This window comes from Streptomyces sp. NPDC111802 (assembly GCF_055634335.1).
Genome location: NZ_JBVKCZ010000023.1, coordinates 84,167 through 104,825 on the forward strand (window position 1 = coordinate 84,167; position 20,659 = coordinate 104,825).

Annotated in this window: 22 protein-coding genes; 8 read left to right on the forward strand and 14 right to left on the reverse strand. The window is 70.5% G+C overall.

Features of this window, described 5'->3' with window-relative positions:
• Nucleotides 1-291: 291 nt before the first annotated feature.
• A complete protein-coding gene (locus ACZ7NC_RS24995) occupies nt 292-1,191 on the forward strand; it encodes a LysR family transcriptional regulator (RefSeq protein ID WP_471491370.1) in 900 nt (299 codons plus the stop codon).
• A 12-nt stretch (nt 1,192-1,203) separates the two neighbouring features.
• Here the strand turns inward: ACZ7NC_RS24995 and ACZ7NC_RS25000 are convergent, their stop codons facing one another.
• The 3 genes from ACZ7NC_RS25000 to ACZ7NC_RS25010 all read right to left on the reverse strand — a co-directional run bounded on the left by ACZ7NC_RS25000 (nt 1,204) and on the right by ACZ7NC_RS25010 (nt 5,934).
• Nucleotides 1,204-2,340 carry a sugar ABC transporter substrate-binding protein gene (locus tag ACZ7NC_RS25000; protein ID WP_471491372.1) on the reverse strand — a complete coding sequence of 379 codons (1,137 nt, stop codon included), beginning with the start codon at nt 2,338-2,340 and terminating at the stop codon, nt 1,204-1,206.
• 143 nt (nt 2,341-2,483) lie between these two features.
• Nucleotides 2,484-4,412, reverse strand: coding sequence for an AMP-dependent synthetase/ligase (locus ACZ7NC_RS25005; RefSeq protein WP_471491375.1), 1,929 nt, complete (start codon nt 4,410-4,412; stop codon nt 2,484-2,486).
• A gap of 235 nt (nt 4,413-4,647) precedes the next feature.
• Entirely contained in the window at nt 4,648-5,934 is a 1,287-nt protein-coding gene (locus ACZ7NC_RS25010; protein ID WP_471491376.1) for an acetyl-CoA C-acetyltransferase, read from the reverse strand.
• A gap of 85 nt (nt 5,935-6,019) precedes the next feature.
• On the opposite strand from ACZ7NC_RS25010, the gene ACZ7NC_RS25015 reads away from it, so the two are divergent.
• The gene (locus ACZ7NC_RS25015; protein WP_471491377.1) at nt 6,020-7,321 is read left to right on the forward strand and encodes a 3-oxoacyl-ACP reductase; all 1,302 of its coding nucleotides are present in this window, start codon (nt 6,020-6,022) and stop codon (nt 7,319-7,321) included.
• Nucleotides 7,321-8,163, forward strand: a complete 843-nt coding sequence (locus ACZ7NC_RS25020) for a MaoC/PaaZ C-terminal domain-containing protein (RefSeq protein ID WP_471491379.1) — start codon at nt 7,321-7,323, stop codon at nt 8,161-8,163. Before ACZ7NC_RS25015 ends, ACZ7NC_RS25020 begins: the two co-directional genes overlap by 1 nt.
• On the opposite strand, the gene ACZ7NC_RS25025 is transcribed toward ACZ7NC_RS25020, so the two are convergent.
• The 7 genes from ACZ7NC_RS25025 to ACZ7NC_RS25055 all read right to left on the reverse strand — a co-directional run bounded on the left by ACZ7NC_RS25025 (nt 8,145) and on the right by ACZ7NC_RS25055 (nt 13,074).
• The gene (locus ACZ7NC_RS25025) at nt 8,145-8,807 is read right to left on the reverse strand and encodes a TetR/AcrR family transcriptional regulator (protein WP_471491381.1); all 663 of its coding nucleotides are present in this window, start codon (nt 8,805-8,807) and stop codon (nt 8,145-8,147) included. The genes ACZ7NC_RS25020 and ACZ7NC_RS25025 overlap by 19 nt on opposite strands.
• 84 nt (nt 8,808-8,891) lie before the next feature.
• Entirely contained in the window at nt 8,892-9,191 is a 300-nt protein-coding gene (locus tag ACZ7NC_RS25030; protein WP_471491382.1) for a DUF4229 domain-containing protein, read from the reverse strand.
• A gap of 86 nt (nt 9,192-9,277) precedes the next feature.
• A complete protein-coding gene (locus tag ACZ7NC_RS25035) occupies nt 9,278-9,802 on the reverse strand; it encodes a GNAT family N-acetyltransferase (protein ID WP_471491384.1) in 525 nt (174 codons plus the stop codon).
• A 16-nt stretch (nt 9,803-9,818) separates the two neighbouring features.
• Nucleotides 9,819-10,475, reverse strand: a complete 657-nt coding sequence (locus tag ACZ7NC_RS25040; protein ID WP_471491385.1) for a UdgX family uracil-DNA binding protein — start codon at nt 10,473-10,475, stop codon at nt 9,819-9,821.
• Nucleotides 10,476-10,585: 110 nt separating this feature from the next.
• Entirely contained in the window at nt 10,586-11,749 is a 1,164-nt protein-coding gene (gene mqnE / locus ACZ7NC_RS25045; RefSeq protein ID WP_471491387.1) for an aminofutalosine synthase MqnE, read from the reverse strand.
• 85 nt (nt 11,750-11,834) lie between these two features.
• On the reverse strand, nt 11,835-12,290 hold the full coding sequence (locus tag ACZ7NC_RS25050; protein ID WP_471491389.1) for an Lrp/AsnC family transcriptional regulator: 456 nt from the start codon (nt 12,288-12,290) through the stop codon (nt 11,835-11,837).
• Between the two features lie 100 nt (nt 12,291-12,390).
• A complete protein-coding gene (locus ACZ7NC_RS25055; protein ID WP_471491391.1) occupies nt 12,391-13,074 on the reverse strand; it encodes a UbiX family flavin prenyltransferase in 684 nt (227 codons plus the stop codon).
• A gap of 89 nt (nt 13,075-13,163) precedes the next feature.
• Here ACZ7NC_RS25055 and ACZ7NC_RS25060 point away from each other — a divergent pair, with 89 nt between their 5' ends.
• Complete coding sequence (locus tag ACZ7NC_RS25060) at nt 13,164-13,784, forward strand: rhomboid family intramembrane serine protease (RefSeq protein WP_471491393.1); 621 nt, start codon at nt 13,164-13,166, stop codon at nt 13,782-13,784.
• Here ACZ7NC_RS25060 and ACZ7NC_RS25065 read toward each other — a convergent pair.
• The 3 genes from ACZ7NC_RS25065 to ACZ7NC_RS25075 are packed head-to-tail and all read right to left on the reverse strand — an operon-like array spanning nt 13,762 to nt 16,730.
• Complete coding sequence (locus ACZ7NC_RS25065) at nt 13,762-14,334, reverse strand: Uma2 family endonuclease (protein WP_471491395.1); 573 nt, start codon at nt 14,332-14,334, stop codon at nt 13,762-13,764. The two genes, ACZ7NC_RS25060 and ACZ7NC_RS25065, sit on opposite strands and share 23 nt — an antisense overlap.
• Nucleotides 14,335-14,379: 45 nt before the next feature.
• The gene (gene mqnP, locus ACZ7NC_RS25070) at nt 14,380-15,282 is read right to left on the reverse strand and encodes a menaquinone biosynthesis prenyltransferase MqnP (RefSeq protein ID WP_471491396.1); all 903 of its coding nucleotides are present in this window, start codon (nt 15,280-15,282) and stop codon (nt 14,380-14,382) included.
• Nucleotides 15,279-16,730 (reverse strand): menaquinone biosynthesis decarboxylase, encoded by a 1,452-nt coding sequence (locus ACZ7NC_RS25075; protein WP_471491398.1) that lies wholly within the window; start codon nt 16,728-16,730, stop codon nt 15,279-15,281. The genes mqnP and ACZ7NC_RS25075 overlap by 4 nt, the downstream gene beginning before the upstream one ends.
• 87 nt (nt 16,731-16,817) lie before the next feature.
• On the opposite strand from ACZ7NC_RS25075, the gene ACZ7NC_RS25080 reads away from it, so the two are divergent.
• The 4 genes from ACZ7NC_RS25080 to ACZ7NC_RS25095 all read left to right on the forward strand — a co-directional run bounded on the left by ACZ7NC_RS25080 (nt 16,818) and on the right by ACZ7NC_RS25095 (nt 20,158).
• Nucleotides 16,818-17,147: a PLD nuclease N-terminal domain-containing protein gene (locus ACZ7NC_RS25080; protein ID WP_471491400.1), complete on the forward strand. Its 330-nt coding sequence runs from the start codon at nt 16,818-16,820 to the stop codon at nt 17,145-17,147.
• Nucleotides 17,148-17,202: 55 nt separating this feature from the next.
• On the forward strand, nt 17,203-17,652 hold the full coding sequence (locus tag ACZ7NC_RS25085) for a nucleoside deaminase (protein ID WP_471491401.1): 450 nt from the start codon (nt 17,203-17,205) through the stop codon (nt 17,650-17,652).
• A complete protein-coding gene (locus tag ACZ7NC_RS25090) occupies nt 17,645-18,661 on the forward strand; it encodes an isopenicillin N synthase family dioxygenase (protein WP_471491403.1) in 1,017 nt (338 codons plus the stop codon). Before ACZ7NC_RS25085 ends, ACZ7NC_RS25090 begins: the two co-directional genes overlap by 8 nt.
• A 105-nt stretch (nt 18,662-18,766) precedes the next feature.
• Nucleotides 18,767-20,158 carry a condensation domain-containing protein gene (locus tag ACZ7NC_RS25095; RefSeq protein ID WP_471491405.1) on the forward strand — a complete coding sequence of 464 codons (1,392 nt, stop codon included), beginning with the start codon at nt 18,767-18,769 and terminating at the stop codon, nt 20,156-20,158.
• A 33-nt stretch (nt 20,159-20,191) separates the two neighbouring features.
• Here ACZ7NC_RS25095 and ACZ7NC_RS25100 read toward each other — a convergent pair whose 3' ends face one another.
• A complete protein-coding gene (locus tag ACZ7NC_RS25100; protein WP_471491407.1) occupies nt 20,192-20,593 on the reverse strand; it encodes an SRPBCC family protein in 402 nt (133 codons plus the stop codon).
• Nucleotides 20,594-20,659 lie beyond the last annotated feature (66 nt).

A 20,659-nucleotide genomic window follows, 5' to 3' on the forward strand; every position in this document is an offset into this window, starting at 1 on the left:
GGCAACTCCCGCCTGGACGGCTCCGCGTTTCCGAGCCGGGCGCATCTGAGGGTGAGTCAGAAATGCGAATGTGACGCGGATGCCTTGTGAAGTCAAGTCAGAGGCAGGGGAGTTGAGACTTCCGTTCGCACGCTTTGGGTCGGCACCCGCTCCCTCCCCCGCCACGGTCCGGACACCGGCGAGGGCGAGGAGCGGGTTGCCGCCCGGGCCCGTTCAGGATCGTCGTACATCGGGCAAAGCCCAGTCAATCCTTGGGATTTGTCACCGCACCCAAGTATTAACTTGGATGTCATGACCCTCGACGACCTGCGTGTGTTCGTGGCCGTGTGCCGAGCCGGGAGCCTCAGCTCGGTGGCGCGGGAGCTGGGCTGTACGCAGTCGGCGGTCAGCCAGCATGTGAAGCGGCTGGAGCGGGAGACGGGGGTCGCGCTGCTGGAGCGGCAGCCCCGGGGAGTCGTGCCGACACAGGCGGGGCGGGTACTGGAGACGGCGGCGGCCGAGGGGATATCCGGGCTGGATCTGGCGGTGCGGCGGCTGCGGGACCTCGTGGCCGGCGAGAGCGGGTATGTGCGGGTGGCGACCGGGGCGACGACCGTACGGCACTTCATGTCGGAGGCGGTCGTCGCCTACCGGCGGCGCCACCCAGGGGTCAGCCTGGAGTTCCGTACGGTGAGTTCGGGCCGCGGCAGCTTCGACGCGCTGGCCGACGGCACGCTCGACCTGGCCTGGATCACCCTCGGCCCGCCGGTGCGCGGCATCGAGCAGCGGCCGGTGGTGGAGCTGCCGTGGGTGCTGGCGGTACGGGCCGACGATCCGCTGGCGACACGGCCGCACGTCGACGCGGGCGCCGACATGGACGGCGTACGGCTGATCCGGCTGCCGCCGAACTCCGCCTCGGCGGCTCATCTGGAGGCCGCCTGCGCCGAGTTGGGCGTCCGATTCGCGCACGACACCAGCGTCGCCGACTGGGACACGGCACTGCTGCTGGCCGAGCTGGGGGTCGGGCGGGCGGTGGTGCCCGCGCTGCCGGGGCTGTCGGTCCCCGGCGAAGGGGACCTGCGCCTGATCCCCCTCCCCGCCCTGCGCCCCCTGCCCGTCGGCTGGGCCGTCCGCCGCTGGGACGCGCTCAGCCCGCCGGCCCGGGCGTTCGCGGACCTGGTGGAGAGCCACCGCCGGGGCCTGCGGGGCTGATCGTCCGAGCGACTAGTTCAGGCCGATCTTCGCGCAGTCCGCCGCGTACTCCGGGGTGCAGATCTGGTCGACGGTGTAGACGCCGTCCTGGATCACCGTGTCCTTGATGTTCTTCTGCGTGAGGGCGACCACCGACACCAGCTGTGCCGGGATCTTGTCCTGCGTCGGGCTGTCGACCGAGTCCTGGGTCAGCGCGTCGAACTCGATGTCGCGGTCCTGCACCTTGTACACGGCCATCTTCGCGGCGTTGGTCGCCTCCAGCAGGAAGGACTTGTACACCGTCATGAACTGCTCGCCCGAGACGATCCGCTGCACCGCGTCCAGGTTCGCGTCCTGCCCCGTCACCGGCGGAACCTTGCTGACGCCCGCCTCCTTGAGCGCGTCGATGACGGCCCCCGCCATGCCGTCGTTCGCCGAGTAGACGGCGGCGATGTCGCCGACCCCGACGGCGGCGATCGCCTTCTCCATGTTGGCCTTGGCGACCTCGGGCGACCACTTCTCGGTGTCGTACTTCTTGACGATGTTCACCTCGCCCTCGAGCTCCTCGAGCGCGCCCTTCTTGAACCGGGCCGTGTTCGGGTCGGCCGGGTCACCGTTCATCATGACGACCTTGCTGCTCGCGGCCTTCGAGCCGAGTTCCTCGACGAGGGAGCGGCCCTGCACCTGGCCGACGAGCTCGTTGTCGTGGGAGACGTACGCGTCGATGGGGCCCTCGGCGAGGCGGTCGTAGGCGATGACCGGAATGCCCGCGTCCTTCGCCTTCTGCACATCCGACGCGATGGCCTTGGCGTCCAGCGCGTCCACGAGGATGACGTCCACCTCGTCGTCGATCATCTGCTGGAACTGCCGGCTCTGCTTCTCCGTGCTCGACTCGGCGTTGGCGTAGACGACCTTGCCCTTGTCGTTGGTGAGGTTGCCGACTTCCTTCCTGATGAGCGGGTAGTCGAACTTCTCGAAGCGCGCCGTGTCCTTGTCGGGCAGCAGCAGACCCACCGTGATGTCGTCACCCTTCTCCGGCGAAGCCGAGCTGTCACCGCCCCCGATGCCGTCCATGACACCGCACGCGGTGAGCGACATCGCCGAGGCGGACGCGACGAGGGCTATGCCGATACGGCGTACGGCGGAGGTGTGGGGGGTACGAGCGTTCACTACTGGGCCTTCCAAGGGGAGAGCGGCGTTGCTACCCGGGGTTGGCGGTAGCCAACGCGGGGAGGGCATGTCACGTCAAGCGGTTGTCGTAACGAGACGGCAACCGTTTACCTCGGGACGGAGCGCCCCCGGTATCGGCGCGGCTACGTGGCGTACAGCTCCTCCACCTCCGCCGCGAAGTCCCGCATGACCGCCTCCCTGCGCAGCTTCATCGACGGCGTCAGATGCCCCGCCATCTCCGTGAAGTCCGTCGGCAGGATCGCGAACCGGCGGATCGACTCCGGCCTGGACACCAGCTTGTTCGCCTCGTCCACCGCCCGCTGCAGAATCGCCCTCAACTCCGCGTCGGTCACGAGGAGTTCGGCGGGGACGGAGTGCTTGCCGTTCATCCGGCGCCAGTGGGTGACGCCGTCCATGTCCAGGGTGATCAGGGCGGAGACAAAGGGGCGGCGGTCGCCCAGGACCATGCACTGGGAGATCAGGGGGTGCGAGCGGAGCCAGTTCTCCAGGGGCGCCGGGGCGACGCTCTTGCCGCCCGCCGTGATCAGCAGCTCCTTCTTGCGGCCGGTGATGGTCAGATAGCCCTCGTCGTCCAGGGCGCCGATGTCCCCCGTCGGCAGCCAGCCGTCGGCCGCGGCCGGGACCACGCCGCCCGCGGCCGGGTCCCAGTAGCCGCGCAGCACCTGGTCGCCGGCGATGAGGATCTCGCCGTCGGCGGCGATGCGGATGCGGGTGCCGGGCACGGGCCAGCCGACCGTGCCCAGGCGGGGCTTGAGCGGGGGCGTGACGGTGGCCGCGCCCGTCGTCTCCGTGAGGCCGTAGCCCTCGTAGATCTCGATGCCCGCGCCGGTGTAGAAGGCGGCGAGGCGCCGGCCGAGCGGTGAGCCGCCGCAGATCGCGTACCGCACACGGCCGCCCATCGCGTTGCGGATACGGCGGTAGACCAGCGGGTCGTAGCAGGCGCGGGCCGTCTTGAGCGCCGCGCTGGGGCCCGACCCGGTCCCTGCCGCGCGGGCCTCCATCGCCTCGCCGTAGCGCTCGGCCACCGAGGCCGCGCGGTCGAAGGACGACACCCGGCCGCCCGTCTCGGCCTTGGCGCGCGCGGAGTTGAAGACCTTCTCCAGCATGTAGGGGATGGTCAGCAGGCACGTCGGGCGGAAGGCGGCCAGGTCCGGCAGCAGGTCCTCCGCCTTCAGGCTCGGCGCGTGGCCCAGCCGCACCCTGGCCCGCACACAGGCCACGGCCACCATCCGGCCGAAGACGTGCGACATGGGCAGGAAGAGCAGCACCGACGCCTCTTCGCTGGTCCTCGCCTTGAAGATCGGGTAGAGGAGCTCGATCGCGTTGTCCACCTCGGCGAAGAAGTTGCCGTGCGTCAGCGCGCAGCCCTTGGGGCGGCCGGTAGTGCCGGAGGTGTAGATGAGCGTCGCCAGGGTGTCCGGCACCAGCATGCCGCGCCGTACGCCGACCTCCCCGTCCGGCTGCTGCGCGCCCAGCTCACCCAGCCGCTCGACGTGGCCCTTGTCCATCACCCACATGTGGCGCAGATCGGGTACGCGGTCCAGCTCGGGGCCGAGCGCGGCGGCCTGGGCGGCGGTCTCGGTGACCAGCGCGACCGCGCCGGAGTCCTGGAGGATCCAGCGGGTCTGGAAGACGGAGGAGGTGGGGTAGACGGGGACCGTCACCAGCCCGGCCGCCCACGCGGCGAAGTCGAGGAGGGTCCACTCGTAGACCGTGCGCGCCATCACGGCGATCCGGTCGCCGGGCATCAACCCCTCGGCGATCAGCCCCTTCGCCACGTCCTGCACCTGCTCGGCGAACTGAGCCGCCGTCACCTCCGCCCATCTTCCGTCCGCGCCCTTGCGGCTGAGGACCACGGCATCCGGGGCCGCGGCCGCGTTGTCGAAGGGCAGGTCGGCGAGCGACCCATGGGTCACCGGGGGCGCGAACGGCGGTACGTACGCCTCCCGTACGACACCGTCCAGGCGCCGTGTCTCGGGCTGTACCAGGTGCGGTCCGGGAGCGTCGTCGTAGGCCGCCGAGGGGGCGAAGGAGGGAAGCGAAGTGGACACGGGCGGCTCCTGCGACGGGCTTGCAGCGACGTAACTGCTTGCTGCATGACGTACGTACCTCGCGCACCGTGGCGTTCACCTGCGGAGGCCTGCGGAAAGGGGTTACCGCTGGTTAGGCAGGCGATCGTACGGGTCCTGCGTGTGGGGGTTGTGCGGGTTCGGCGGTGGTCCGGAGCCGGGTATGTGCAACCTCGGGGGGTATGTGAGGGGCACTCAGCTTCGTCTCACCTGATCCTTACCTTCGCTCCAGAATCGCCGTCACGCCCTGCCCGCCGGCCGCGCAGACCGAGATCAGCCCGCGTCCCGAACCGCCCTTGTCCGCCAGCGACTTGGCCAGTGTGGCCACGATCCGCGCACCGGTCGCCGCGAAGGGGTGACCGGTCGCCAGGGACGAGCCCGTGACATTCAGCCGGGCCCGCTCCACCGGCTCCAGTCCCCGCTTCTCCCAGGCCGCGAGCGTGGCCAGCACCTGGGACGCGAAGGCCTCGTGGATCTCGATGAAGTCGAAGTCGGAGAAGGTGAGTCCGGCGCGCTCCAGCATGCGCGGCACCGCGTACGCCGGTGCCATCAGCAGCCCGTCCTCACCGTCCGCCACATCGCCGTGCACGAAGTCCACGGCCGCCGTCTCGTACGCGGTGAGGTAGGCCAGCGGCTCCAGCCCCCTGCGCGCCGCCCACTCCTCGCCGGCCAGCAGCACGACCGCCGCCCCGTCCGTCAGCGGCGTCGAATTGCCCGCCGTCATCGTCGGGTCGGGCCGGTCGAGGCCGAACACCGGTTTCAGCGCGGCGAGTTTCTCCGGGGTGGAGCCGGGGCGCAGGTTCTGGTCCCGCTCCAGGCCCCGGAAGGGCACGACCAGATCCTGGAAGAAGCCGCGTTCGTACGCCGCCGCCAGCCGCTGGTGACTTGTCGCCGCCAGTTCGTCCTGGGTCTCGCGGGAGATGTTCCAGGCGCGGGCCGTGACGGCGGCGTGCTCGCCCATGGAGAGCCCGGTGCGCGGCTCGGCGTTGCGCGGGATGTCGGGGACGAGGTGGGACGGCCGCACCCGGGTCAGCGCCTTGACCCGTTCGCCCAGCGACTTGGCGCGCCGCGCCTGAAGCAGGATGCGACGCAGCTCGTCGTTGACGCCGAGGGGCGCGTCGCTCGCCGTGTCCGCGCCGCCCGCGATGGCCGCCTCGGTCTGCCCGAGCGCGATCTTGTTGGCGGCGGCGATGACGGCCTGGAGGCCGGTGCCGCAGGCCTGCTGGATGTCGTACGCCGGTGTGCGCGCGTCCAGCTTCGAGCCGAGGACGGTCTCGCGGGCGAGATTGAAGTCACGGCTGTGCTTGAGGACGGCCCCGGCGACGAGCTCACCGACCGCCCCCGGATCGCCGAGCTCGTACCGCTCGACGAGGCCGTCGACCACGGCCGTGAGCATGTCCTGGTTGGAGGCGGTGGCGTACGGGCCGTCCGAGCGCGCGAACGGGACGCGGGTGCCGCCGATGATCGCCACGCGCCGGACCGCCGGCGCCAACAGGGAGCTCATCTCCACCCACTCCTCACGTCCACCTTGGGCTTACCTCGGGTAACCTTACTCCGGAGTCAGCACCGGAGCGCACTGGGAGTGGGACATGGCCGACCGCTATCTGAGCTTCACCGGCACAGGCCCCGGCCGCTTCCTCACCCGCCGCCTCGGGTTGCCCCAGCCCGCGGCGCTGAAACGATGGTCACCGCAGCGGCCCGCACTGCTGGGCGACCGCCTCCTCCTCACCGCCGGCAAGTCGGACCTCGACCTCGCCGGCACGGCCCTGGACCTGACGTCCTCCTCGGACAAGCCGACGGCCGTCGTCCTGGACGCCACCGGGGTCCGGGACGTCGAGACGCTCGCCGAGGTGCACGCCGCCCTCCACCCGGTCCTGCGGTCGGTCGCGCAGAGCGGCCGGGTCGTCGTCCTCGGCGCGCCCCTCGACCCCGCCGACCATCACCAGGCAGCCGCCCAGCAGGCCCTGGAGGGCTTCACACGCTCGCTCGGCAAGGAGATCGGGCACGGTCGCACGGTGAATCTCGTACGGCTCACCGACGCCCGCGCCGCGGATTCGACCCTGCGTTTCCTCCTCTCCCCCAAGTCGGCGTACGTCAGCGGACAGGTCGTCGAGGTGGGTCCGGCGCAGGGCACGGACGCCGCGCCCGACGACCCCGAGCACCCCCTGACCGGCCGCACCGCCCTGGTCACCGGCGCCGCGCGCGGCATCGGCGAGGCGGTCGCCGAGACGCTGGCCAGGGACGGGGCCCGGGTCGTCGTACTCGATGTGCCGCAGGCCGAACAGGACGCGCGGCGGGTGGCCGACCGGCTCGGCGGGACAGCCCTCACGCTCGACATCACCGACCCCGACGCGGGCGCCCGGATCGCGGACGCGCTGCCGGACGGGCTGGACGTCCTGGTGCACAACGCCGGGATCACCCGCGACCGGCGGCTCGTCAACATGCCGGCCGAGCGCTGGAGTTCGGTGCTCGACGTCAACCTCGCGAGCGTGCTGCGCACCACGGACGCGCTGCTGGCCGGCGGGACGCTGAGGCGGGGCGGCCGGATCGTGGCGACGGCGTCGATCGCGGGGCTGGCGGGGAACGCCGGTCAGACCAACTACGGCGCGAGCAAGGCGGGCGTCGTCGGTCTGGTCCGCTCGCTCGCACCGCGTGCGCTGGCCGAGCACGGGGTGACGGTCAACGCGGTCGCGCCCGGCTTCATCGAGACGAAGATGACCGCCGCGATCCCGCTGTTCATCCGGGAGGCGGGACGCCGGATGAACTCGCTCGCGCAGGGCGGACTGCCCGTCGATGTCGCCGAGACGACCGCCTGGCTGGCGGATCCGGGCTCAGGGGCCGTCAACGGCCAGGTCGTACGCGTATGCGGCCAGAGCCTGCTGGGGGCCTGATGGACCTCGTCCTCACCCGTACTCCTTCCCTGGTGCCCCTGCTCACCCGGGGCGCCCTGCTGTCCCCCTTCAAACGACCGGGCCTGGGCGCGGAGTTCCCGCGCACCCGGCTCGTGCTGCCGGGACTGCGCGTCGACCTCGCCCGGCTGGCCGGGTACGAGCGGGTGTGCGGGTTCCCCACCGGGGAGGACGCCCTGCCGGTGACGTATCCGCATGTGCTGGGCTTCCCGCTGGCGATGCGGCTGATGAGCGACCGGGACTTCCCGCTGCCGCTGCTCGGGCTCGTCCACACCTCGATCACCATCACCCAGCACCGGGCCATCGCGGCCACCGGGGAGTACGAACTCTCCGCGCGCGTGGCCGGGTTGGCACCGCACCGGCGCGGTACGGAGGCCGCCGTGATCACCGAGATGCGGGTCGGTGACGAGGTCGTATGGGAGTCGAGGAGCACGTATCTGACCCGGCATCGCACCCGGCACCAGGTTCCGGAGGCCGCGAAGGAGGAGCGCAAGCCGCTGCCCGAGGTCGCCGAGTGGCGCATCGCCGGCGATGTCGGCCGCCGTTACGGCGCAGTCTCCGGTGACCGCAACCCCATCCACCTGCACCCCTTCACCGCCCGGCTGTTCGGTTTTCCGCGTGCCATCGCGCACGGCATGTGGACGGTGGCCCGCTGCCTGGCCGCGCACGGGGTGCCCGAACGGGTCCGGGTGGCGGCGGAGTTCCGGGCGCCGGTGCTGCTGCCGGGGACGGTGACGTACGCGGCGGAGGGCGGCCGGTTCGAACTGCGGGGCGGGGCGGACCGGCTGCATCTGGCCGGGGAGGTCTATCCGCTCACCTCGTGAGCGGTGTCCGACTGCGTCCAGGGACTGCCGGCCATCAGGTTGCCCAGCCCGGCCCAGGCGAAGTTCATCAAGGTCGCCGCCGCCTGTCTCGCCGAGACGCCCGGTGTGGCGTTGGCCCAGGCGGCGAGCGACTCGGCGGCCCCCACCAGGGCCTCGGCGAGCCCGGCAACCTCGCTCTCGGGCAGGTCGGGGTCGCGATGGGCCTCCCGTGCCGCCGCGAGGATCAGCTGGGTCACGAACGCGACTATCTCCGCGCGCATCGCGGCGACGTCGGAGGCGAACGGCTCGCCATGGGTGCGGGCCTGGAGGTGCAGGACGGACCAGCCGTCCGGGTTCTGCGAGGTGTGCGCGAAGAACGCGCCCAGGCCCTCCCAGAGTTGGCGGTCGGCGGGCAGCTCACGCCGCACGCCCGCCCGTACCGCCGCGGTGAGAGCGGCGGCCTCCCGGCGTATGCAGGCGGTGAAGAGGTCTTCCTTCGAATTCAGGTACAGATACACCAACGGCTTGGACACACCCGCGAGTTCGGCGATCTCGTCCATCGACGCGGCCATGTACCCGCGCTGCCCGAAGGTCCGCACGGCGGCGTCCAGCATCTGCTGCTCACGGACGGCCCGCGGCATGCGCTTGGTCTTCACGGCACCCATGGGGCAAGAGTAGGCGACCCGTTCTCCGGAGCATTCGCCTTCGACGGGACGGACCTGGGCCGGGGCGCCGTAGGCCCCAAGGCTCTAGGAGGTCTGGCCCTGCGCCCTAGCCGTGTCGTCGGCCACGTCCTCCTGGCTGCGGTTCGCGTCCAGGTTGGCCTTCATACGGTCGACGCGCTGGACGATCCCGACGGAGGCGCGGTCGCGTTCCTTGCGCAGGACGACGAAGCTGATCGGGGCCGAGATCACCAGCGAGAGCAGGATGATCCACATGCCGTTGGAGTCGCCGAGGCCGCGCGGGGCGAGGCCGGAGTAGACGAGGCCCCAGACGACCACGAGGCAGCCCACGAAGATCCCGAGGCGCATCAGTGTGTAGCGGAGCATCTCAATCCACTCTTCCGATTCCAAAAAGGGCCACTGTCCAGTGAAGCACGGCGGACCACCGATCTTGCAGGGGGGTCGGTACGGGGTCAGTCGAGCGGGAGCAGCATGATCACGTCGTCCCGGTCCTCGCCCGGCGCGACCCGGATGGCGTCCGGGATCCGGCCGACCTCCTTGTAGCCGCAGGAGCCGTAGAAGCGCTCCAGGCCGAGGCCGCCCCGGCAGGTGAGCCGGATCGCGTCGATGCCGTCGAAGGTGCGGGCCGTCCGCTCGGCGGCCGACAGCAGGTCGCGGCCGTAGCCCCTGCCCTGGTGCCGGGGGTGCACCATCACCGTGTACAGCCACACCCAGTGCGCCATCAGACGGTGCGTGTTGAAGGTGAAGAACGCCGTCGCGGCCACCTCGCCCGCCTCGTCGAACCCGACCAGCAGCCGGCAGCGCCCCTCCACCATCGCCACGAAGTGCCGCACCAGCTCCGGGCGGATCTCCTCCCGTGTCACCGGCGGCACGAAGCCGACGGCTCCGCCGGTGTTGGAGACATCGGTCCACAGATCGAGGATGCCGTCGCGCAGGGTGGGGGTGACGGCGGGGTCGAGTGTGAAGGTAAGAGGCACAGCGTCATCGTATCCATTACGAAAGTGCTCGTGCCGCCACCTTCAGATCGGAGACCAGACCGCCGTACGCGGCCTTGCGGTCGTCGTCCTGGGCCCGCAGGACCGACGACGGATGCACCGTCGCCACCAGCTTCTCCGGCCGGCCGTGGATCTCGCGTTCCAGCAGGGTCCCGCGCACCTCACCGACCCGGAACGACGAGCCCAGCAGCGCCTTGCCCGCGCTCGCGCCGAGCAGCACGATCAGCTCCGGCTCCACGACGGCCAGCTCGGCCGCCAGCCACGGTCCGCACGCGGTCATCTCACGCAGCGACGGCGCCTTGTGGATCCGGCGCTTGCGGGGTTCGGCCCGGGTGAACTTGAAGTGCTTGACGGCGTTGGTGACGTACGCCTCGCCGGGGTCGATCCCGGCCTCCGCGAGGGCCCGGTCGAGCAGCTTGCCCGCGGGGCCGACGAACGGCTTCCCCTGGCGGTCCTCCTGGTCGCCGGGCTGCTCGCCGAGGAGCAGGACGCGGGCGTTCTTGTCACCGGCGCCGAACACGGTCTGAGTGGCGTCCCGGTGCAGGGGGCAGCCCCGGCAGTCGGCGGCGGCTCGGCGCAGGGCCGGCAGACCGCCCCGGTCGGGGACGAAGGGTTCGGCGGTGTAGGCGTCCTCGGGCGCTCGGGTGGTCACCATGCCGGACGGGTACCCCTGGTCGGCGGAAGTGTCCCAGCCGAAGGGGCGCGGGGCCGCCTCGATGTGCGGCCCCGCCTCGTGGGCGCCCGGCCCGCGGCCGAACTGCGACCTCAGACCCGCATCGGCTGGGGGGACTCGCGGCGCGCCGGCTCCGGGCCGTCGTACTCCCGGATGATCTCGTACCGCGTGTTCCGCTCCACCGGCCGGAAGCCCGCGTCCCGGATCAGGTCCAGCAGATCCTCGCGGGTCAGCTTGTTGGGCGTGCCGTAGTTGTCCGCGTCGTGGGTGATCTTGTACTCGACGACCGAGCCGTCCATGTCGTCCGCGCCGTGCTGCAGCGCAAGCTGCGCGGTCTGGACGCCGTGCATGACCCAGAAGACCTTGACGTGCGGGACGTTGTCGAAGAGGAGACGGGAGACGGCGAAGGTCTTGAGGGCCTCCGCGCCGGTCGCCATCTGGGTGCGCTCCTGAAGGCGGTTGCGGACCTTGCCGTCCTTCATGTCCACGAAGTCGTGCTGGTAGCGCAGCGGGATGAAGACCTGGAAACCGCCGGTCTCGTCCTGCAGCTCACGGAGCCTGAGCACATGGTCCACCCGGTGCCTCGGCTCCTCGATGTGGCCGTAGAGCATGGTGGAGGGCGTCTTGAGGCCCTTCTCGTGCGCCAGGCGGTGGATGCGGGACCAGTCCTCCCAGTGGGTGCGGTGGTCCACGATGTGCTGTCGGACCTCCCAGTCGAAGATCTCCGCGCCGCCGCCGGTGAGGGACTCCAGGCCGGCGTCGATGAGTTCGTCGAGGATCTCGGAGGCCGAGAGCCCGGAGATGGTCTCGAAGTGGTGGATCTCCGTCGCCGTGAAGGCCTTCAGCGAGACGTCCGGCAGGGCGGCCTTCAACTCCCGCAGCGAGCGCGGGTAGTACCGCCACGGGAGATTCGGGTGCAGGCCGTTGACGATGTGGAGCTCGGTGAGGTTCTCGCTCTCCATCGCCTTGGCGAGCTTGACGGCCTCCTCGATGCGCATCGTGTACGCGTCCTTCTCCCCCGGCTTGCGCTGGAAGGAGCAGTACGCGCAGGAGGCCGTACAGACGTTGGTCATGTTGAGGTGACGGTTGACGTTGAAGTGGACGACGTCGCCGTTCTTGCGCGTGCGCACCTCGTGCGCGAGGCCGCCGAGCCACGCCAGGTCGTCCGACTCGTACAGCGCGATGCCGTCCTCGCGGGACAGCCGCTCACCGGAGCGGACCTTCTCCTCCAGCTCGCGCTTGAGCCCGACGTCCATGCGTACACCTCTCTCAGCAGACTGCCTAAACCGTACTCCCCGCCCTTCGGGCCGGCGGGTGCCCCCATACGGCCCCGAGGCGGGCCTATGCCTCTTCCGGCAGCTCTCCGACGCGGTTCTCCCACTTGGTGGAGAGCACGATCGTCGTACGGGTCCGGGACACGCCCGTGGTTCCGCTGAGCCGCCGGATGATCTTCTCCAGGCCGTCCACGTCCGCCGCCCGCACCTTGAGCATGTACGAGTCGTCGCCCGCGATGAACCAGCAGTCCTCGATCTCGCCCAGGTCGCGCAGGCGGTTCGCCACGTCCTCGTGGTCGGTGGCGTCGGAGAGCGAGATGCCGATCAGCGCGGTGACGCCGAGCCCGAGCGAGGCGGAGTCGACGGTGGCGCGGTAGCCCGTGATGACGCCGGCCGCCTCCAGCCGGTTGATGCGGTCGGTGACGCTGGGGCCCGACAGGCCGACGAGGCGTCCCAGCTCCGCGTAGGAGGCCCGGCCGTTCTCCCTCAGGGCCTGGATGAGCTGCCTGTCCACCGCGTCCATGCGATTCGAAGCCTTCCGCTGAAGAGGTCTGACGTGATTGCTGAACTGATGCCTGCTGTGATGAGTTCCGCCGGTACCGCGTGATGCGGTGGCGTGCCGGTCAGGTGGCAGGGGCGCCGCCGCCCAGTTCGCCCTTCCAGCGGCGGTAGAGCCGGTGCTCGACGCCCGCCGCGTCGAGGACGCGTCCGGCGACGAAGTCCACCAGGTCCTGGATGTGTGTGGCGCCCGCGTAGAAGGCGGGCGAGGCGGGTACGACGGTCGCGCCCGCGTCGTCCAGTGTCACCAGGTGCCGCAGCGTCTGCCCGTTCAGAGGCGTCTCCCGTACGGCGACGACCAGCCCGCGCCCCTCCTTCAGGGTCACGCTCGCCGCCCGCTGCAACAGGTCCTTGGACAGCCCGAGCGCGACTCCGGCGACGCAGGCGGTGGAGGCGGGCACGATCAGCATGCCCTTCGTGGCGTACGACCCGGAGGACGGGCCGGCGGCGAGGTCCCCGGCGTTCCAGTACCGGACGCCGTCGATGTCCGCCTCGAAGGTCCCGGGCTTGCCGTCGGCACCCCGCGCGAGCCACTCCCCCAGGTCGTCCTGCCAGTGGGCGTCGCGGAAGGAGATCCCCGTCTCGTCGAGCAGGGTGAGCCGTGAGGCCCGGCTGACGACCAGGTCGACGCTCTCCCCGGCGGCGAGGAGCGCGCGCAGCACGGCGGCCGCGTATGGAGTGCCGGAAGCGCCGGACACCCCTACGATCCAAGGCGTACGCGCCGACTCTCCTGGCTTGACTGGGTTCACGACTCCGAGCCTATCCGGCGTGACGGGGTGGGAACCGACCAAGGGGGGCCGGGCGTTCCCAGAGGGGACGAAGTCGGGCGGGGGTTGCCATGCCGGGTACATCGGATGCGCGGGTCTTGTCGCGCGGTGAGCGCGCGTTGACGGCGGCCAAGCTGATGCTGGGCTGGGTGGCGCTGCTGTGGCTGCTGGAAGTGGCCGATGTGATCAGCGGGCACGCGCTGGACGGCTTCGGCATCGTCCCGCGCGAGCCGTCCGAGCTGGTGGACGTGGTCCCGGCCGCCTTCATCCATTTCGGGTTCGCCCATGTCGCCGCGAACAGCGTGCCGCTGCTGGTCCTGGGGTTTCTGGCCGCCCTCGGTGGCATACGCCGTTTCGCCGCTGTCTGCGCCCTGATCGTCGTCGCCGACGGCCTGGGCGTATGGCTGATATCCCCGCCCGGCACCAACACCGCGGGCGCCTCCGGCCTGATCTTCGGCCTCTTCGGCTTCCTCCTGGCCACCGGCTTGGTGGAGCGCCGCCCGCTCGGCATCCTGGTCGGCCTGCTGGTGGCGGCGATCTGGGGCGGCTCCATACTGGCGGGCCTGGCCCCGACCCAGTCGGGCGTGAGCTGGCAGGGGCATCTGGTGGGGCTGGTGGCGGGGGTGACGGCGGCGTTCCTGGTGCGGCGCCGGGTAACCGGGCCGGCACTTAGGGCCGGGGGCGCGTTTTAGGGTCGACGGGAAGGTTGGAGGTGGGGACGGTCAGCTTGCCGAGCGGGGAGTCGACGGTGAGGTCGGGACCGTAGGGGATGGTGTCGCGACCTCGGTAGCCGTCGGGGCCGGGGTTCCACAGGGTGACAGCGTGGCCCTTGAGGGGGTCGAGGATCAGGTAATTGGCGATACCTCGGGAGGCGTACCAGCGAGGCTTCACCTCGTAGTCGCGGCGGATGCTGCCCTGAGACACCACTTCGACGACCAGCTCGATCAGATCGGGCGGATACGCACCCTCGTTTTTCGCTACCTCCGCGGCCGGGATGACAGCCAGGTCAGGACAGAACTCATTGTCCTCGTCGAATGGGAATGCAACGTCACTGGCGAAGCCCCACTCCGCGCCGACCTGCGCCTCAAGAACGTTCCAGACCAAACGAATGGTCTGCGCGTGGTGAGGCTTGACCGGACTCGTCATGATGTTGCCCTCGACAATCTCCATCCGATAGCCGGGGAACATGTCCTCGAACCGGCTGAGCTGCGAGTGCAGGCGGTCGATGTCCGAGACGGTCATGGCAGCCTCCCTTGGTCCTGCACCCGATGGTAGGACGCACGCTAGTCATACGCTCAGGCCCCGAACCAAGAGGTCAAGCAACGCACACACGAACAGGGCAATCCCGATGAACCCGTTGACGCTGAAGAACGCCCTGTTGAGGCGGGACAGGTCGTGGGGGCGGACGATGGAGTGCTCGTAGACGAACGCGGCGGCCACGATCAGCAGGCCCAGCCAGAAGAAGGCCCCCGCGCCGGTGGTGAGGGCGTACCAGACGAAGAGGGCCGTGGTGAGCGTGTGGCAGACGCGGGCGCCCCAGATCGCCGCCGGGATGCCGAAGCGGGCCGGGACCGACAGGACGCCGATCTCGCGGTCGGTCTCGACGTCCTGGCAGGCGTAGATCAGGTCGAAGCCGCCGATCCAGATGCCCACGGCGAGGCCCAGGATCACCGCGTCCCAGGACCAGGAGCCGGTGACGGCCAGCCAGCCGCCGACCGGGCCCATCGCCTGGGCGAGGCCGAGGATGGCCTGGGGGAAGTTGGTGAAGCGTTTGCCGTAGGGGTAGACCACCATCGGGATCACCGCGATGGGGGCCAGGGCCAGGCACAGGGGGTTCAGCAGGGCCGCCGAGCCCAGGAAGATCACCAGGGCGATCAGGGCGCCCGTCCAGGCGTGCCGGACCGACATCGCGCCGGTCACCAGCTCGCGGTGCGCGGTGCGCGGGTTCCGCGCGTCGATCTCGCGGTCGATGATCCGGTTGACCGCCATGGCGAAGGTCCGCAGGCCCACCATGCAGACGGTGACCAGCAGCAGCCGGCCCCAGTGGATGTTCCTGTCCCACTGGAACATGGCCGTCAGCGCGGCGATGTACGCGAAGGGCAGCGCGAACACCGAGTGCTCGATCATGACGAGGCGCAGGAACGCCTTCGTCCGTCCTGGCTGCGGAATCGCGGCGGAAGCGCTGCTCACAGGCCGTACTCCTTCCAGCGGCGGTCGACCTTCGCCGCCGTCTCGGGGTCGGACTCCACCATGTCGGGCCAGCCGCCGTCGCGCGTGTAGCCCTCCTCGGGCCACTTCTTCGTCGCGTCGATCCCCGCCTTGCCGCCCCAGAACTGCTGGTAGGAGGCGTGGTCGAGATGGTCGACGGGGCCTTCTACGACGGAGAGGTCACGGGCGTAGTCCGTGTTGCCGAGCGCACGCCAGGCGACCTCGTGCAGATCGTGCACATCGCAGTCGGAGTCGACGACCACGATCAGCTTGGTCAGGGACATCATGTGGGCGCCCCAGATCGCGTGCATCACCTTCTGGGCGTGCTTGGGATACTTCTTGTCGATCGAGACGATCGCACAGTTGTGGAAACCGCCGGACTCCGGCAGGTGGTAGTCCACGATGTCCGGGACGATGATCTTCAGCAGGGGGAGGAAGAAGCGTTCCGTCGCACGGCCCAGGGGTCCGTCCTCCGTCGGAGGCCGGCCTACGACGATCGACTGGAGCAGGGGTCGGCGGCGCATCGTCACGCAGTCGATCCTCAGGGCGGGGAACGGCTCCTGCGGGGTGTAGAAGCCGGTGTGGTCACCGAAGGGACCTTCCGGCAGCATCTCGCCGGGCTCCAGCCACCCCTCCAGCACGACCTCCGCCTGCGCCGGCACCTGCAACGGCACCGTCTTGCAGTCCACCATCTCGATCCGCTTGCCCGAGACGAAGCCCGCGAACAGGTACTCGTCGATGTCGCCGGGCAGCGGGGCGGTGGAGGCGTAGGTCACCGCGGGCGGGCACCCGAAGGCGATGGCCACCGGCAGCCGCTCCCCTCTCCGCGCCGCCACCTGGTAGTGGTTCCGGCTGTCCTTGTGGATCTGCCAGTGCATGCCGATGGTGCGCCTGTCGTGGCGCTGGAGGCGGTACAGCCCCAGGTTCCGTACGCCGGACTCCGGGTCCTTGGTGTGCGTGAGCCCGAGGTTGAAGAAGGAGCCGCCGTCCTTGGGCCAGGTGAAGAGGGCGGGCAGCTGGTCGAGGTCGACGTCGTCGCCCGTGAGCACGACCTCCTGGACGGGTCCGTCCTTGACCTTCTTCGGCGGCACGTGCGTCATCGCGCCGAGCTTCCCGAACGCCTCGCGCACCCCGACGAACCCGTGCGGCAGTTCCGGCTTGAGCAGCCCGCCGATCCGGTCGGAGATCTCGCCGTACGACTTCAGGCCCAGGGCCTTGAGCAGCCGTCGGTCCGTGCCGAAGACGTTCATCGCGAGGGGCATCGACGACCCCTTCACGTTCTCGAAGAGCAGCGCGGGACCGCCGGACTTCTGCACCCGGTCGACGATCTCCCCGACCTCCAGATACGGATCGACCTCTGCCTTGACGCGCTTGAGGTCGCCCTCGCGCTCCAGTGCCCTGAGCAGGGAACGAAGATCGTCGTAAGCCATGGGGTCAAGTATCCCCGAGCGGCTACCCTGGCCCTGAACCCGGGGGCCGCGCCCCCGGCCCGACAACCGTTTCGCTGGAGAGGGCCCATGCTCCGGGTGCTGATGTTCCTCGTGCCACTGGCGCTGAGCGTGTACGCGTTCATCGACTGCATCAGCACGAAGGAGGACGACATCCGCCATATGCCCAAGCCGCTGTGGGCGATCCTCGTCCTGGTGTTCCCGCTGGTCGGCTCGATCTCCTGGCTGATCGCGGGCAAGAAGCGCAGCCCGGCCGCCGACGGCTGGTCCGGCGTACGCGACCGCCGGCGTCAGCAGTGGCTCGCGCCCGACGACAATCCCGAGTTCCTCAAGTCCCTGGGCGAGGACGACAAGTCGCTGGACGAGGACGACGACAAGAAGAAGCGCGACGAGCCCTGACGGGGCGAGCCGGGCGGCCGTTGCCCTCGCCCTCGCCCCACAGGAGAGTGAGGGCATGGATCAGTCAGAGGCACGGCGGTGGCTCGGCACCGCCCTCGCGGAGGCCCGTGCCGGGCTCGCCGAGGGCGGGATTCCGATCGGTGCCGCGCTGTACGGGGCCGACGGGGCGCCGCTCGGGCGGGGCCACAACCGGCGGGTGCAGGACGGGGACCCCTCCATGCACGCGGAGACGGCCGCGTTCCGGGCGGCGGGCCGACAGCGGTCGTACCGCGGAACGACCATGGTGACCACCCTCTCCCCGTGCTGGTACTGCTCCGGCCTGGTCCGGCAGTTCGGTATCTCCCGGGTGGTGATCGGCGAGGCGGTCACCTTCCACGGCGGGCACGACTGGCTGACCGAACACGGCGTGGAGATCGTGCTGCTCGACGATCCCGAGTGCATCGGGCTGATGCGCGACTTCACCCGCCACCATCCCGACCTGTGGAACGAGGACATCGGTGACTGACCACCCCGGTAACCCCGGTACCCCCGGCGACGCCCGGAACCCCCGCATCCCCACGATCGACCTCCGGCCCTGGCTGAACGGCGACGCCGAGGCCCGCACCGCCATCGCCCGTGCCGTCGACGAGGCCCTGAAGACCGCCGGATTCCTGCTGGTCACCGGGCACGGCGTGGAGCCGTCCCTGCGCGGGCGCATCCGCGCCGCCGCCCGCGCCTTCTTCACGCTCCCCGACGAGGCCAAGCAGGCGTACGAGGTGAAGGTCGGCGGACGCGGCTGGCTCGGACCGGGCGCGGAGGCCAACGGGTACTCCGAGGGCACCGAGACCCCGCCGGACCTGAAGGAGTCGCTGTCCTTCGCGACGCACGAGCCCTTCGAGGACCCGGTGATCAACGCCGAGTGGTACGCGCCGAACGTCTGGCCGGCCCAGGTGCCCGAACTGCGGCCGCTGTGCGAGGAGTACCTCGCGCGGATGGGTGAGCTGGAGAACCGGCTGCTGTGCCTGCTGGGCGAGGCCCTCGGCCTCGAACCCGACTTCTTCACCCGGCACATGGACCACCCGACGTACGGCTTCAACATCAACTGGTATCCGGGCCGTGAGGTGGTCGGTGAGCCGGAGCCGGGCCAGTTCCGCATCGGCCCGCACACCGACTTCGGCACCGTGACCATCCTCGACCGGCAGGAGGGGAAGGGCGGGTTGCAGGTCTACACGGACCCCGCGGACGGAGGTGTCGGCTGGGAGGACGCGCCGTACGACCCGGCGGCGTTCACCATCAACATCGGTGATCTGATGGCCCGTTGGACCGGGGACCGGTGGCGTTCGGGGCGGCACCGGGTGCTGCCGCCGCCCGCGGACGCGCCCGCCGAGGAGCTGATGTCCCTCGTCTACTTCGGGGAGTGCACGCCCGGCACGCTCGTGGAGTCCGTGCCCGCGCCGGTGGGGCGGGTGGCGTACGAGCCGGTCGACTCACATGTGTATCTGCGGGCGAAGCTGGACTCGATCACGGTCGACTGAGCCCTGCTCACCGCCGCCGGACCGAACCGTTTCTGAGAAAGGGTTGCCTCGTTGGGCGGGATACCACCCTTTCGGGTGTGTCCCGTGCCGCGAATGGAGCCGCCTGTGCGAACGACTGACATCCAGCGCTGCGAGGTCCGACCCGGACGACTCGTCGAGTGGACGTTCAGTCCGGCGAGCATCGCGACGGCGAAAGACCTGCCGGAGGACTCACGGCCGCCGGCGTACATCCAGGAGTCACACATCAGGACCGCCCGGTCCGTACGCGAGGGCGGCCTGTTCGTGCCGACCTGGCTCGGTACCGCCTTCGACCTCCCGGGCCGGGCCGACCTCGACGCGCTGCAGGAGGCACTGCGCGGCTGGACGCTCAGGCACGAGACGCTGCGCAGCGGCTTCCGCTGGTCCGGCGAGAGCGGCGACGAGATGCGCCGGTTCACGCTCGACGCCGACGCCGTCTCCCTGCACCGCACCGAGGTCGGCGACTTCACCGACCCCGCGGAACTGGTCCGGCACCTCCAGGACCGCTTCGACGCCACGGCGGACGCGCTGCACTGGCCCAACCTCATCTACACGGCCGTCGTCCGGGACGACTCCACCAGCGTGTACATGGCCTTCGACCACAGCAACGTCGACGCCCACTCCATCCACCGCATCCCGGCCGAGATCCACGAGCTCTACACGGCGCACCTCGCGGGCGGGGTGCCGGAGTCGGCGCCGGCCGGCAGTTATGTCGACTTCTGCGAGATCGAGCGGACGGACGCCGACCGGATCGACGACAGCCACGAGATCGTCGCCCGCTGGCGGGAGTTCATCGACCGCTGCGACGGCAGGTTGCCGGCCTTCCCCGTCGATCTCGGCCTGGATCCGGGCGCCGGGCTGCCCACCCAGAAACTCCTGCGCGAGGAGCTCACCGGCCCGGACACCGCCGCCGCGTTCGAGGCGTACTGCCGCCCGTACGGCGGCAGCTCCGTCGGCGTCCTGGCCGCCACCGCGCTCATCGTCCACGAGATCGGCGGCCGGCCCGTCTACCGCACCGTCGTGCCCTTCCACACCCGGGTGAAGTCCCGTTGGTCCGACTCCGTGGGCTGGTACGTCGGCGGCGCGCCCATCGAGATCCCCATGGAGCAGGCGTACGACTTCCCCAGCGCCCTGCGCACGGTACGCGCCGCGCTGCACGCCAACCGGCATCTGGCCCGCATGCCGCTCGCCCGGGTGCTCCAGCTGCTCGGCACCGACTTCCGCCCCACCTCGCCCGACCTGTACTCGATCGTCTCCTTCGTCGACACCCGGGGCGTCCCCGGCTCCGGGCGCTGGGCCGAGCAGAAGGCGTACGGGCTGATCAGGGTGTCGTACGGCGACCAGGTGTGCGCCTGGGTCACCCGGCTGCACGAGGGCCTGTGGTTCGCCGGCCGCTACCCGGACACCGACGTGGCGCAGAAGAACATGCGGCTGTATGTGGAGCGGCTGCGGGACGTCATCGCCTCGACCGTCCGGTAGATCGAGGGGTGGCCCTCAGACCGAGGGGTGGCCTCAGGAGCCGCCCCCCAGCACCTCGATCAGCCGCTCGAAGCGAGCCCGCCAGCGCTGCTCCGTCTCCCCCTCGCCCTGGAACTCGTGGGTGAAGCGGAGCGCGGCGCCGTTGTCGCCGTCCCGTTCCAGATGGAACCGGATCCGGCCGCCCTCCACCGTGTACTCCGCGACCCGGTCCACGTCCCAGGCGGTGAGCCGTCCGCTGCCGAACTCGCGCAGGTCGACCGCGCCGCCCAGGTGCGGTTCGAGGACATCGACCGGCGTGCACCAGGACGCGAGGCCGTCCTCGGTCGCGAGGTACGGCCAGACCGCCGCCATGGGCCGGGGAAGCCGCACGAGGAAGTGCAGGATGTGCGTGTTCCCGTGGGTCTGGCTGATGCCCTGCTCTATGGAACCGGTCATGACACCAGCCTGACCCCGCAGGGGACGAAGTGCACCCCTTACGGGCGCTGACCTGCACGATCGACG